A 13,826-nucleotide genomic window follows, 5' to 3' on the forward strand; every position below is an offset into this window, starting at 1 on the left:
GAAATTTTTAAGAAATTATTTGGCAAGTGAAAAATCAAGTTGCTGTATCAATGCCGGGTTTTCGGGTGATAAGGTGAAGAAAACGCGCACATTGCCGTTGGAACAATTTAAAAGAAAACTTCCTCTTAACTGGTTTTCAGCCTTTATTTCCGTTGAGCCGGTCACGTTTCCAGTTTGCGTGAGAATGGCGTCCAGCTCCTGCTTTCTGTGATTTACAGATCTGTCGGGAAAGAAGTTTTCTGCAAATATCCCACTTTGTTCTACGCCTTCCCAATGCGGCAATAGTTTTAGTAAGGCATCTTTTCTTTGTCTTAAAATGGCAGAAACTTCCACAGGAAGCGGTTTGAGACCTGCTAATGTAATAATCGTGTCGAGCACGGCGGTGTTAATGTTGGCCATGCCTGCGTAGGTGCGGTTGGCATGCGCAAGGATTCCAATCCCGTATTCAGGCAGGATTTGCCACTGGCTCCCGAATCCCGGCAAGCCTCCTGTATGCCCGATTCCAGTCCGTCCTTCGCAATCGCGGCTCCAACGCAATCCATAACCATAAGCGGAAGCCATCGCACAGGTACGACCATTGGGATATTTATATTGTGCATTCAAATAGCTGAAATTCCACGGCATCTGCATTTCCCTCACGTCACTTCCCGAAACCGGGCCCGTTTCCGGATCATTGCATGGCGGCCAGGCCGACAAATGAAAAGAAACATATTTACTAAAATCATCGATAGAAGTGATCAAACCGCCCATGGCGCCATAAGTGCCGTCATGCTCCAATTCTTCTTCCTTCCACAATTCGTCCTCGAAGCGATATCCGTGTGCTAACAGGTTTGCAGGGGCCTTAGTATACTCCCAAATGGTGTTAGTCATCCCTAACTTCTTAAAAACAACCTCATTAATGTAGTCCTGATAAGGCTGCCCCGAAACATTGCTAATGATCTTGCCCAGCATAGCGAACCCCAGATTGCTATATTCGTAAGTCACGCCGGGGACATTTGAGAATGAAATTCCTTTTTTAATCAATTCAATAAGCTGCTCATCCTTTGTGTCCAGCTGCCTGTCGCCCCAGGGATTATCTTCCGGGAAGCCCGCCTGGTGGGTTAGCAAGTGCCTGATGGTGATAGCCGGGGCATCACTGGTCAGCGACGGCATATCTTTCAACTCGGGGATGTAGAGATAGGCGGGATCATCGAGTTTCAACTTTCCCTCCTTCCGAAGGGCCAGGATGCCCATCGCCGTGACGCTCTTGGACATGGAGGCAATCCGGAACAGAGAGCCAGGCGACGCTTTGGTCTCCGTGGCGATCTCTGAGAAACCGGTCGCGCCGGACATTACAAGCTCGCCGTCCGCCACTACGCCGAATGCCACAGCAGGAAAGTGGTTCTTTTCAGCATATTCATTGTACATCATCTCGATCACAGGCAATGTGGCTTTGATCCTGGCGGCCCGGTCGCCGCTGTTTTCCTGGCCAAAAGCACTTATGAATAACAGAAAATTAAGGAGTGATGTGAAGGCAAATTTCATTAATCCAATGATTTTTATGATGGCTGAAAGGTCAATTTACAAAATGGATTACGCTATTTGAAAAAAGCTGAATCAGAAAACGCTATTTCTTACTTTTGTACAACACATACTTTTTAATATTATTTAAAAAGTACAACAACGGTGAATCAAAATGTTTGATAATCCGTTATTTTTGCAACGGAGAGTGATTCACAATAAAAGCAATCTTTGTTTTTCACTATCTTAAAAATTTCGCATCTTAAAAAAATCATAACAAATAAATACGAATTGATAGTGCTGTACACATCTGTCATTAATTTTTCTCTCCTATGAATTATTCAATTTTCGCTCCCTCCGACTCCCGAAAGTATCTGCGCCTGGCCGTCGCTGCTTTCTTCTTCGTTCAGGGCCTCAGTTTTGCGGCCTGGGCGAGCCGGATCCCGGATATCAAGAACATGCTGCACCTGACCGAAGGCGGTTTGGGGACAGTTCTTTTGGCACTCCCCATCGGCTTAATGGCCAGCTTACCCATCTCAGGCTGGATGGTGACACATTACGGAAGTAAAAAAATGGTGCTGATCGGGGCCATTTTGTATGCGGTCACATTGTCTTTTATAGGTTTTGTAACCAGGACCGAGCAGCTTGTCATTGCGCTGTTCGCATTCGGACTTTGGGGAAACCTGACCAACATTGCAGTGAACACACAAGCTGTTGCAGTGGAACAGGTCTACGGAAAATCCATCATGGCCTCATTCCACGGACTTTGGAGTTTGGCTGGCTTTGTGAGCGCGATGATTGGCTCTTTCTTTATTTCGGTTAGTATCCCTCCTCATATTCATTTTAGCGTGATCGCGCTGGCGGCATTCATCATTATTTTCACCGCTTACAAGCATACAATGCCCGATGGCGAGAAGAACGAAGGCGAAGCGCAACCCATGTTTGTAAAGCCGGACCGTGATTTGCTAATGCTAGGTTTGATCGGATTCTGTGCCATGGTTTGTGAAGGCGCAATGTTCGATTGGAGCGGTGTTTACTTCCAGGAAGCCGTTCACGTGCCTGCCTCATTGACAACACTTGGTTATGTAGCCTTTATGGGCACTATGACTGGCGGTCGCTTTGCAGGAGACTGGCTTGCCAACCGCATCGGACGCAAGAAAATGTTGCAGATCAGCGGAGCTTTGATGGGATCAGGACTTGCTATTGCTGTGTTTTTCCCATTCCTGGTTCCGGCAACATTCGGTTTCCTTTTAGTAGGGTTCGGTGTGTCGTCCGTTGTCCCATTGGTTTACAGCGCAGCAGGAAAATCAACCACTATGTCGGCCGGAATGGCCTTGGCAGCGGTTTCATCGATCAGCTTTATTGGTTTCCTTATCGGACCGCCGTTGATCGGGATTGTGGCGCAGTTTGCCGATTTGCGAATGTCATTCGGAATTGTTGGTATACTCGCTTCCTTAACGGCATTCCTGTCTACGAAAGCCAAGTTGATCCAATAATTAAGGTTATTTGAATAAACAAAAAAGGATAGTCGAGAGGCTATCCTTTTTTGTTTCAAGATGTTATTTAAAAAGTTGTTCGGGCAGATTGCAAATTCCGGCTGTTTTAAGAGCCAGCTACTCTTATCCCAAAAACTGACGAAGGTAATTTCTGCTTGTCAGGATTGCGCTTTGGACATCTGCAATGCTTCCTTCATAAGCTTTATCTTCTACTTCGATTACAACCGGGCCCCGGTAATGCACGTCCGTTAAAGCCGCGAAGAAGGCGCGCCAGTTTACATCACCTAAGCCGGGCAATTTGGGGGAATGATATTCCAGCGGATTCGCCATAATGCCTACCCTATCCAGCTTGTCTTTATAGATTTTTGCATCCTTTAAATGAATGTGGTGCAGGCGATCTTTGTAATCATAAATTGGCTTGGTCTCACTCATCATTTGCCAGATCATGTGAGAAGGATCATAGTTCAAACCAAAAATCGGGCTTGGTATGATCTCAAACATCCTGTCCCAAACTGCAGGACTGATAGCCAGGTTCTTTCCACCCGGCCATTCATCGTCTGTAAAGAACATCGGGCAGTTCTCGATCCCTATCTTGACGTTATTTTCCTCTGCAACTTTTACGATTGCCGGCCATACATCCGCAAATTTGGCCAGATTCTCTTTAATGCTCTTCGCCGGATTACGTCCGATGAATGTCGTAACAACAGGAATACCAAGCTTCGCTGCTCCACGGATCACCTGCTTAATGTGTTCAATATAATAACCGGAACGTTCCTCGTCCGGATCAAGCGGATTGGGATAATAACCGAGCGCCGAAATGGTAATATTTGCTTCCTTTAATGTATGCCTGATCCCCGCAGTCCGCTCGGGTGTGAGGTTGTTTACGTCAATATGCGTGACGCCGGCGTATCTTCTGCTATCCGCATTATCCGACGGCCAGCACATCATTTCAACACAAGAAAAACCGTGATTACCCGCGAACTGAACCACGTGTTCAAAGCCAAAATCGCCCAAAATGGCGCTGTTAAAACCTAGTTTAAGCATAAGGATTTAGTTTTTGAGGCAAACTTCACCAAAAAAACGGCGGCATTCAAGAATCACCTTCAATTCTATCCAAATTTTACGAGGCTTCATCAATTCAGGGCACCATTGGTAATTATCGTACGGTACGAAATCCTTTTAATTTTAGTAATATTGATCTAACAAAATCAACACTTTATACGCATATGGCAGATTCAGAACCGGGTATCGGAAAGAAGATACTCAGCTTTTTTATCAAGGAGGGTGAGGAACCGATCAGGCCAGCAGCAGCGCCAACAACGGCAGCTCAGGCAGCATCGGAAGCTCCCAAACCAGTCATCGCGAACACCGCCCCGAATGCTGCGGGCACGGGCAACATCGACAAGAAATTCACAGAACATTTCGTGAGCCTGCTCGAAAAAGCCAACCTTCCGGGACCTGATTATTTCGAATACAAACAGGCACTTCAGAGTATGGAAGGCCTGGGATTAGGAGAGGAAAAGCAGTTCCAGGCGGCCTGGGCAAGTTTCAAGGCGATGGGTGGTGTGAAGGAAACAACGGTTTTGAACACTTCTGCCAATCAATACCTGGGAATTTTGGATAAGGACCGGGCTTCGTTTTTGAAAGATGTCGAAAGGGCGATCAATGATCGCGTGGGCGCATTGCAGGATGAAGAAAAGCGGCTGGGAGATTCCAATAAGGCCATTGCCCAGCAGATTGTGGATCTGCAAAAAAAGATGGACGATAACAAGAACCGACTCGGACAAATCTCAGGAGAAGTGGCAGAACAAAGTGCGAAGATCAACGCAAACAAGGATAGTTTTGAAATCACCTATCTCAGTTTCGTAGATCAGATCAAGTCGGATTTAAATAAAATCAATCAATATCTTAAATAACCTAACATTTCGATCAACAATGGCTACACCAGATTTTACACAAATCGGAGGCTCGCAGGAAGACGCGTCAAAGCGATCATACTGGAGCAAACCGGAAGGCATAACTTCACTCCTTTTTATCGGGGGAGCCGGGGCTATAACCCTTTATTTTTGGAATAAAATCGCAGCTTTCCTGATAGAAGTAACTAAAAACACACTCTATCTGGGCTTTTTAATGGCTGTGCTTGCGCTGCTTATCTTTCTATTTACTAGCAAAGATGTAAGAACGGCGGTTTTCTTCCTTTTTAAAACACTCATGCGTAACATTACCGGCCTGATTATCAAGCTGGATCCGATTGCGATCATGAAAATTTACATTGATGACCTGAAAGAGAAAAGGGAGAAAATGCAGGGTCAGATCAATACGCTTGCTGGTCAGCTCGTGAAATTGAACAAGAACATTAACGAGAATAATGAGCAGATCAAGCAGAAATTTGCGGAAGCTAACAAAGCAAGCACCATGCTCGACCGGCCGGGAATGAAGGAAACAGCATCTTTGGCAACCATTGAAGGAGCCGGTTTACAGGAGATGAATGAAAAGCTATTTCCATTGCAGCGAAACATGAAAACCGTACTGGAATTTATGGAAAAAGTGAACAAAAGCGCTGACTACATTATAAAAGAAACAGAAATCAAGGTCAAACTGAAAGAAGCGGAATATAGAATTGTTAAAGAAAGCTCTAATGCATTGCGTACGGCAATCAGCATTTTCAAAGGAAATCCGGACAAAAAGTTCTATTTCGATGAGTCGATGGAATACATTCAGGACGATATGAGCCAGAAACTGGGAGAAATGAAGCGCGCGATGGACTTGTCACTGGACTTTATCAACGGCGTGGACGTTCAGAACGGGCTGCTTTCAGACAAAGGACAAGCCATGCTGGAAGCTTACAACTCCGGACAATTCAAACTTATCCAGCTCGATAATCCGCAGCCGGTGAACCGTTCGGTAGGAACTCCGAAAGATTCCAGCTACAAAGGGTTACTGGACTAAAATTCTTCCTTACTTCAATTTACATTATTCATTTTACACAAAATATCAATGAAAAGACTAACAGTTGCAGGCCGGTTGATTATCACCGCTATCATTATTGGGGCCATATTCTTAGGTTATAAATATCTCGGCGGCGAAAAAGCCCTGAACCAAATGGCCGAAGATCGTGCGCAAAGTCCGCAAACGGAAGCGAGTAACACCGACCCCGATATGCCTTCGGCCGAGACGCCTGCGGAAAATTCAGAAGCAACTTCCACAGAAGTTTCAGCATTCAGTTACACACCGCCGGCGCCAGTGGATGGCAAATTACGCGGTGTTGTTGAGCTGGGAGCAAGCGGTTTCAACTCATTCATTATTAAGGTTGACAAAGAAAAACGCTGGTCTCTTGAAAAATCAGAATTCGGAAACAGCCTTGTGACCGAAAATATGGCAACTGACGAAGACGTGAGAATTGGCCTGAAAAAATACATTGGCGGCATGCTGGATTACGGCGTGGCCAGCAAAGACATTCACTTCGTAGTAAGTTCAGGTGCTGCGAAAGCAGATGTTACTGTAAAAATAACGCGTGTTTTGAAATCGCTCGGATACGTGGTGAACCAGGTTACCGCCGAGCAGGAAGGGCAGTTGGCTTTGAAATCAGTATTACCAGCTGACTATGCTGGCAAAGCATTCGTGGTTGACATTGGCTCCGGAAACACAAAAATCTCATGGATTGAGAATGGAAAAGTTTCTGCGCTTGAATCATACGGGGCCAAATATTTCCAGGAAGGAACAGACGATTCCAAAGTGTACCAGGAAGTAAGCGCGAAGGCTAAACAGATTCCTGAGGATTTGAGAAAAACCTGCTTCATCATCGGCGGCGTTCCCTTTGAAATGGCCAAAGAAGTCCGCAAAGGAAAAGAGCGCTTCACCACATTGAGCGCGCCGCTCGCATATTCGAAATTGACGAATGCCAAATCAAAAGCCGGCGTTAACATCTATAAGGCCGTGACAGATGCAACTGGCTGTCAGCAATTTGTATTCGACTGGGATGCAAACTTTACAATCGGCTTCTTATTAGGATTATGAGTTGAGACGAGCTGATTCATTTTTTGGAGGAGGGGAAATTTACAAATGTAAAATTCCCCTCCTCTTTTGTTATCTTTCCCTTTTATTGCAATCTACTACATGACACTATCCCAACTCTTCAACTCCATTTCGGAAAATCCCTGGCCGCTGGCCATTTATTTCATGTTGCTACCCATTTTTGCCTGGCTTATTGGAATGGCGGCAGATGGCAGCAAGGAAGTTAAACTTTGGAGTTACATCTATGCCGTGCTCGTCTATGCAGTTTGCATTCCAGGTATTTTCGCTGTTACGCTCAACATTTATCTTTTTCTTTTTGAAAGGCAGAGTGTTTGGCAGGCAAACATTATCATGCAGTTTCTACCGATCATTTCAATGGGCTTGACACTCATGTTGATCAAAAGAAAGATCCCGTTTTCGTTAATTCCCGGATTTGGCAAAATTTCCGGATTTCTGACATTGATTTTTGCACTCATCGGTGTGATGTGGTTTGTAGACAGAATCCACTTAGTAGCATGGACTTACGTTCCGTTTAGTGCCATTTTGATCGGTTTTGTCCTCACTTTACTAGCGATTAGGTTTGCATGGAGCAAATTGTTCTGACCAAGGGCTCGTATATTCAAATCTCAATCAGCGAGAATCAGCGGATTTTTGCTCGCGAGCTCGTGGAGCATTCTTTGCGCCACCACCACGTTGCCAATATTTGGGATAAGCACAGCGACAAACTTTCCCAAACCAGAATGATGCGTTTTACCGGAAGCTTGGGTGAAATCATTTTTGCAGATTGCTATCATTTACCGCGGCCGACCAAATCCTTCGGCGCAACAGACGGGCAGGATTGGGGACAGGACTTTTTGATCAAATCCGAGGAACATTCATTTTCCGTCGATATCAAATCCATGAAGCGCCGCACCGGCATGCTAGGCTCCGACTATGTCCTGAACATTCCTTCGTCGCAACTGCACAAAGCAAATTCCAAAACTTCGCATTACTTCTGCATTTCATTTCACCAATGTCCCACCGAAGGCACCGTCGCCTCCCTACTTGGTTTCATTAATAAGGTTGCATTAGAAAAAGGAGAAATTGGAGCGCTGTATAAAAGCGGCACAAGACGCATCCGATCTGACGGAACTTCGTTTACATTTTATGAAAGTACATATGAAGTTTTGTTCCGCGACATCGATCCGCCCGTTATAACAAACCACATCAGGACGTTGCCCGGCTTCCGGATATGTGCGTTGAAATAATGATTTTAATACGTATATTTAAATTGTTTTATTCAAGAACACACGTGTAAAATGAAAACAGTAAAAGAGCCAAAGGTTAAACTAACGCTTAGTGTCCGCAAATCGGCCATTGAACAAGCAAAAAGATTTGCAGCGACACGTGGCACATCTTTATCAAATCTCTTTGAAGAATATCTTTTAAGCTACACAAAATCAGACGATACAACCATCGCCAAAAAGCCTTCGATTGCTGACGAACTTTTCGGATGTGCCAAGGACGGTCCTCTCCGTTATATGACAGACAGAGAAATTAAGGACTTGATGATCAAGGATAAATACGGGCTATGAAGCTGTTTCTGGATACAAATGTCCTGATTGATCATGCGCTTGCAAGACCAACAGGCGAGCCTTTTGAAGCGAAGTTTATCCTGTCCTGGGCTTTGGAAAATGAAATCCCCATGTACATTTCGCCCGGTAGCTTTCACACATTTGTATATATCTTGCAGAAAAACGGCCTTAAAAACGAGGAGTTGAAGAAAAGGTTGATACTCTATCTCGGCTTCCTGCATGTTTGCCATACAGATAGTAAGTGTTTAATGGATAGTCTGACATCGAGTTTCAAAGATCTGGAAGATGGCTTTCAATACAATACTGCGGTTATGGCGGGTTGCGACTACCTTCTGACAGGAAACACCAAAGATTTCAGTTCGGCGGCAGATAATAGCACGATCAAGGTGCTTGCTCCGTCCAAATTTTTGACGCAGGTTCTGAAAAAGAGGCCCGGCATTGACTTTTAATGGCTTCTCAAACACGCACTTACGGAAAGAAAAAACTCCTCGGCCAGGTTTATACGCCGCTTCATATTGTTAAAAAAATCCTTCAAGATTCCGGGTTTTATGATGGTGATCTGGCCCACAAAAAAGTCCTGGATCCTGCTTGCGGCGATGGAAGATTTCTGGTTCCTATCGTTGAACACATTATCAAGACGACTCCTTCGCACCAACTTACTGATCGCCTAAACCAGATTTATGGCTGGGACATTGATCCGGATGCTTTGGAAAGTTGCAGGAAAAATTTGGATGCGCTGACCGATCCATTGGGTCTTAGTATCAACTGGAATCTAAAACTTTGCGATGCGCTCAAACAATTTCGAAAGCGTTTGAAGTTTGATTTTATCTTTGGGAATCCGCCCTACATTCGCATCCAGCATCTCCCGATAACGCAAAGAACATTTATTCAATCTCTCTATTCCTTCTGTAAAAAAGGCTCTACGGATGCATATATGGCGTTTTTCGAGCTAGCCGTAAAATTGCTTTCTCCTGGCGGAACCTGCGGATTTATCACGCCCAATGGCTTCTTAACGTCCGAAACAGGGAAACCGCTTCGCTCCTATTTTCAGCAGAATCGAAATTTGAAGCAGATTACCAATTACGGCTCCGTTCCCATTTTTGGCAATACAGCAACTTATTCGGCGATCGTGATCTTTGGAAATTTGGATCAAGCGCAGTTCACATTTGAACAATGTGAAAGCGCTGATTTACAATGCAGAAAAAGAGATATTCACTTTTCCGAACTTCCTGAATCAAAGCCCTGGCAGTTGTCCATGAAGCGTTCTGAGCACATTAATGGGCAACGATTAGGCGACATATGTCAGATTTCCGTGGGCCTTACCACATTAGCTGATGCATATTACTTGTTTACGATCATTCGGGAGGACTCAAATCTTGTTTATGCCCAAAACAAGAACGGTATGCAGATTTACCTGGAAAAAAACATCCTTAAACCCATCATTAAGGCTTCTAAGTTGAAGTCTTCGGCGGATCCGGTGACAGAATATATTTTGTTCCCATATCAGAAAGATGCTGCTGGCAAACAGCGCATTATACCTGAAAATGTCCTTCAAGATCAATTTCCTCAAACTTTTTCCTATTTTCTTAAAGTAAAATCTGCCCTGGATCGTCGTGATAATGGGAAGGTCAATGCAGTTGCATGGTATGCATTTGGCCGTGCGCAGGGATTGGACAACACATTTGGTAAAAAAATTGTGTTTTCGCCGATGAACCGCGCACCGAATTTCGTGCTTTATGAAAATCCCGTCGTGACTGTTTATTCGGGATATTTTATAAAATATGATGGCGATTATGAAGCGCTCTTGACCCAACTCAACTCCCCACGAATGGCCGAATTTATCGAGGTAGCTGGTCGTGATTTCCAGGGTGGATATAAAGGTTATAACAAAAAGATCATCGAGAATTTTATAATAACCTTGCCTGAATAGCTTGAAACAGTGAATTTTATTGAATTTATTTAATCTCAAAAAATCGATAAATAAACGAACGTTCATTTATATTTGTGGTGAAATTTGATACTTTATGAATTGAGAACCAGAGACATCAACAAAGAAACAGTCATTCGGGAAAAGGCGATTGAAATGATCGTCGATCAAGGATTTGAAGGCTTAAGCATGCATAAGTTGGCGAAAGCGGCAGGCGTTTCGGTGGCGACAATTTACATTTACTTCAAAGACCGTGAAGACCTGATCCAGCAGCTGTATGCCGAGGAAATGCAAAAAATGGTGGAGGCCACCTTACGCGATTTTGATCCCGAATCCCATTTCGACGACGGCTTGAAAGTGCAGTGGCTTAATCGGATGAATTACTGTTTCGAGAATCCATACAGCATGTTTTTTACGGAACAAGTCAAGCATTCGCCCTTGGTCGACCGCTCTAATATTGACACGCGGTTCCTGAATGCGATGCACCGGTTTGTAAATCGGGCTATTGAAAGAAACGAAATCATTCCTTTGCCGGTTGAAATTTACTGGTCAATTGCTTTCGCCCCGCTGTATCAATTAGTGAAATTTCACATTGCGAAATCAAGTATGCCGGGTCGGCCACTATTTGTTTTGAATGAAGAGAAGATAAATCTGACGCTAGGCCTGGTTATCAAAGCTTTAAAACCTTGAAACAGCGAGTTTTGGCTGTCTTTAAATTAGCTCACATGAAAAATAATCTCAACAAACAGGAATTTATATTGGTATTCCGCACCAACATAAACCGCAAAAAGCATGTTAAGTCCCTGACTCCGCTTCTCAACGGCTGCTCGGAAATCATCAAATGGAACATTGACCTATCGGATTGTGACAATGTCCTGCGCATTGAAGCGACGCATCCGCATCATGAACCAGTCATTCACCTGGTGACCACTGCGGGGTTCAACTGCGAAGAATTAACTGACTAGAAACCAACCACACCTTATGACAGAATCTAAACCAAGCACATTTTCGGGCTATGAAAAGTTTATTATAGCCATTTTAGCCACATTACAATTCACGATCGTACTGGATTTCATGGTGCTTTCGCCATTGGGATATATTTTACTCGACAAGCTCGACATCTCTACGAGCCAGTTCGGGCTCGTGGTGTCGGCCTATGCATTCAGCGCGGGCGCGGCCGGCCTGCTTACGGCAGGGTTTGCTGATAAATTTGATCGTAAAAAGATGCTCCTGTTCTTCTATACGGGCTTTATTATCGGTACGTTTTTATGCGGCATCGCTCCTACTTATCACTTCTTGCTCATGGCGCGCGTTTTTACCGGCCTGTTCGGCGGCGTCATCGGGTCTATCAGTTTTGCCATTATCACAGATTTGTTCCCGATTAATGCGCGCGGGCGTGTCATGGGATTCGTGCAAATGGCCTTTGCCAGCAGCCAGGTTCTGGGTATTCCAATCGGACTTTACCTTGCAAAGGAATTTAGCTGGCATGCCCCGTTCCTGATGATCGTCGGGTTGAGCCTGATTGTAGGTTTCCTTATTGTGACTTACATGAAACCGATTAACGCACATTTAAAAATCCAGACGCAAAGCAATGCATTCCAGCATTTGGGAAAAACATTATCCCGCACGGAATATCTTCAGGGTTTTGCAGCGACCACATTACTAGCCACCGGAGGTTTCATGCTGATGCCGTTCGGGACAGCCTATGGAGTCAACAACCTCGGCATTCAGGAAGCACAACTTCCTACCTTGTATATGATCACCGGACTTTGCATGCTGGTCTTCAGTCCATTCATCGGGAAGCTTAGCGACAAGATCGGGAAGTACAAAGTCTTCCTCGCGGGCTCTGCAATTACTTGTGTAATGACCCTCATTTATTGCAACCTCAGTGTGACACCACTTTGGATTATTATCATTTTGAATGTGCTCCTATTCGTAGGAATAACCGGCCGAATGATCTCCGCATCGGCGCTGATGACGGCAGTTCCCGAGCCGCAGGACCGCGGTGCATTTATGGGAATCAACTCATCCATCCAGCAAATCGCAGGCGGCCTCGCCTCCCTCCTCGCAGGGTTCATCGTTTCAGAAACCAGCACCGGATTTATTGAACATTACCCAACATTAGGCAATGTGGTGGTTATTGCTGTTGTAGTGACCGCGTTATTGATGTATCGGATTCATCGGTATGTTACAGCGAAGTTGCTGGCGAGCTCGGCGGAAAGTGTTGTGAAGCCTTCTGTTTAAACAATGATGTTACATCCCCTGTCAGCCTGAGCGGAGCCGAAGGCGCGTCCACCTAGCAGTAGCGCGCCTTCGACTCCGCTCAGGCTGACAAGGCTTACTTCTTGCAAATCAACGAGATACACTCTCTATAAAAATAAATTCATATAATACTTATCATTCTTTTAAAAAGATCTATACATTTACAACGCAAAAAACTTTTGAGACATTTTATTTATAAAGATTAGGCATAAAATTATTTTACGTTTATTTACGTATCAAACTGGAAATAAACTATTATCTTTTTATACTTATAATACTTTTAAATGAAAATCATTAGTATTGTCAACAACAAAGGCGGTGTGGGAAAGACCACTTCGGCTCAGAGTATTGCTGCCGGTCTCAGCAAATTTGCCAATGCAAGGGTGCTGGTAATTGATCTGGATGCGCAGGCTAGTCTTACCAAAAGTTTCGGCATTCAGCATGCAGGACTTAAAAAAGACAGTGGCTCGTTCATCACAGGCGAATATGAATTTGATGAGATCGTAAAGCGGGTTGTGGATATTGATGTGTTGCCTGGATCGGCAGAATTGATACACCGAGAAGACACCATTAAGGCGGCTCCTGTATTTCCATTCAACCTGAAAATTGCATTGGAAAAAATCAAGGACCGTTACGATTTCGTGATCATCGACTGCCCGCCTGCATTGTATGGGAATACGCGGTTGGCCCTGGTTTCGTGCCACCAGTACTATGTCCCTTTGCAGGCTGAGTTTTTGAGTTATGAGGGTCTTCGGAATTTTCTGGTTTATTCTGCGGAGATCAAAAAGATTAGCCCGAACACAAATCTCGGTGGTGTTTTTGCGACAAGATACAACCCTAAAATCAGAAAGAAGATCAGCCATGAACTGATCAACGCGACGAAAGAACAATTGGGCGATGTTTTCATGGCATCTTATATCCGGGACAATATTGCGCTTTCCGAAGCGCAGGCAAACGGAACAACCATATTTGATTACGCACCGAATAGCAATGGTGCCGAAGATTATTACAAACTGACACGAGAAATTTTAGAACGAATTAATAACTGACACG

General features: G+C 44.5%; 15 protein-coding genes. 13 read left to right on the forward strand and 2 right to left on the reverse strand.

What is annotated here, in order from left to right:
* Positions 1-15: 15 nt before the first annotated feature.
* Positions 16-1,524, reverse strand: coding sequence for a serine hydrolase (locus LZG74_RS21115; RefSeq protein WP_233798474.1), 1,509 nt, complete (start codon positions 1,522-1,524; stop codon positions 16-18).
* Positions 1,525-1,832: 308 nt separating this feature from the next.
* Between LZG74_RS21115 and LZG74_RS21120 the strand changes: the two genes are divergently transcribed.
* Positions 1,833-2,996, forward strand: a complete 1,164-nt coding sequence (locus LZG74_RS21120; protein WP_233798475.1) for an MFS transporter — start codon at positions 1,833-1,835, stop codon at positions 2,994-2,996.
* Between the two features lie 123 nt (positions 2,997-3,119).
* Here the strand turns inward: LZG74_RS21120 and LZG74_RS21125 are convergent, their stop codons facing one another.
* Positions 3,120-4,040: a sugar phosphate isomerase/epimerase gene (locus LZG74_RS21125; RefSeq protein WP_233798476.1), complete on the reverse strand. Its 921-nt coding sequence runs from the start codon at positions 4,038-4,040 to the stop codon at positions 3,120-3,122.
* A gap of 182 nt (positions 4,041-4,222) precedes the next feature.
* Between LZG74_RS21125 and LZG74_RS21130 the strand changes: the two genes are divergently transcribed.
* The 12 genes from LZG74_RS21130 (at position 4,223) to LZG74_RS21185 (ending at position 13,822) form a co-directional block, all read left to right on the forward strand.
* Entirely contained in the window at positions 4,223-4,912 is a 690-nt protein-coding gene (locus LZG74_RS21130) for a hypothetical protein (protein ID WP_233798477.1), read from the forward strand.
* A gap of 19 nt (positions 4,913-4,931) precedes the next feature.
* Positions 4,932-5,945 carry a hypothetical protein gene (locus LZG74_RS21135; protein ID WP_233798478.1) on the forward strand — a complete coding sequence of 338 codons (1,014 nt, stop codon included), beginning with the start codon at positions 4,932-4,934 and terminating at the stop codon, positions 5,943-5,945.
* A 48-nt stretch (positions 5,946-5,993) separates the two neighbouring features.
* Entirely contained in the window at positions 5,994-7,013 is a 1,020-nt protein-coding gene (locus LZG74_RS21140; protein ID WP_233798479.1) for a hypothetical protein, read from the forward strand.
* 99 nt (positions 7,014-7,112) lie between these two features.
* Positions 7,113-7,613, forward strand: a complete 501-nt coding sequence (locus LZG74_RS21145; protein ID WP_233798480.1) for a hypothetical protein — start codon at positions 7,113-7,115, stop codon at positions 7,611-7,613.
* A complete protein-coding gene (locus tag LZG74_RS21150; protein ID WP_233798481.1) occupies positions 7,595-8,257 on the forward strand; it encodes a hypothetical protein in 663 nt (220 codons plus the stop codon). Before LZG74_RS21145 ends, LZG74_RS21150 begins: the two co-directional genes overlap by 19 nt.
* 51 nt (positions 8,258-8,308) lie before the next feature.
* Positions 8,309-8,584, forward strand: a complete 276-nt coding sequence (locus tag LZG74_RS21155; protein WP_233798482.1) for a DUF6364 family protein — start codon at positions 8,309-8,311, stop codon at positions 8,582-8,584.
* Entirely contained in the window at positions 8,581-9,033 is a 453-nt protein-coding gene (locus tag LZG74_RS21160) for a putative toxin-antitoxin system toxin component, PIN family (RefSeq protein ID WP_233798483.1), read from the forward strand. The genes LZG74_RS21155 and LZG74_RS21160 overlap by 4 nt, the downstream gene beginning before the upstream one ends.
* On the forward strand, positions 9,033-10,514 hold the full coding sequence (locus tag LZG74_RS21165) for a class I SAM-dependent DNA methyltransferase (RefSeq protein WP_233798484.1): 1,482 nt from the start codon (positions 9,033-9,035) through the stop codon (positions 10,512-10,514). The genes LZG74_RS21160 and LZG74_RS21165 overlap by 1 nt, the downstream gene beginning before the upstream one ends.
* Positions 10,515-10,613: 99 nt before the next feature.
* Entirely contained in the window at positions 10,614-11,201 is a 588-nt protein-coding gene (locus tag LZG74_RS21170) for a TetR/AcrR family transcriptional regulator (protein ID WP_233798485.1), read from the forward strand.
* 35 nt (positions 11,202-11,236) lie between these two features.
* Positions 11,237-11,476, forward strand: coding sequence for a hypothetical protein (locus tag LZG74_RS21175; RefSeq protein WP_233798486.1), 240 nt, complete (start codon positions 11,237-11,239; stop codon positions 11,474-11,476).
* 16 nt (positions 11,477-11,492) lie between these two features.
* Positions 11,493-12,755 (forward strand): MFS transporter, encoded by a 1,263-nt coding sequence (locus tag LZG74_RS21180; protein ID WP_233798487.1) that lies wholly within the window; start codon positions 11,493-11,495, stop codon positions 12,753-12,755.
* Positions 12,756-13,057: 302 nt separating this feature from the next.
* Positions 13,058-13,822, forward strand: coding sequence for a ParA family protein (locus tag LZG74_RS21185; RefSeq protein WP_233798488.1), 765 nt, complete (start codon positions 13,058-13,060; stop codon positions 13,820-13,822).
* The last annotated feature ends 4 nt before the right edge of the window (positions 13,823-13,826 follow it).

The sequence above is a fragment of the Dyadobacter sp. CY327 genome (genome assembly GCF_021390415.1).
GTDB classification, from domain to species: domain Bacteria; phylum Bacteroidota; class Bacteroidia; order Cytophagales; family Spirosomataceae; genus Dyadobacter; species Dyadobacter chenhuakuii.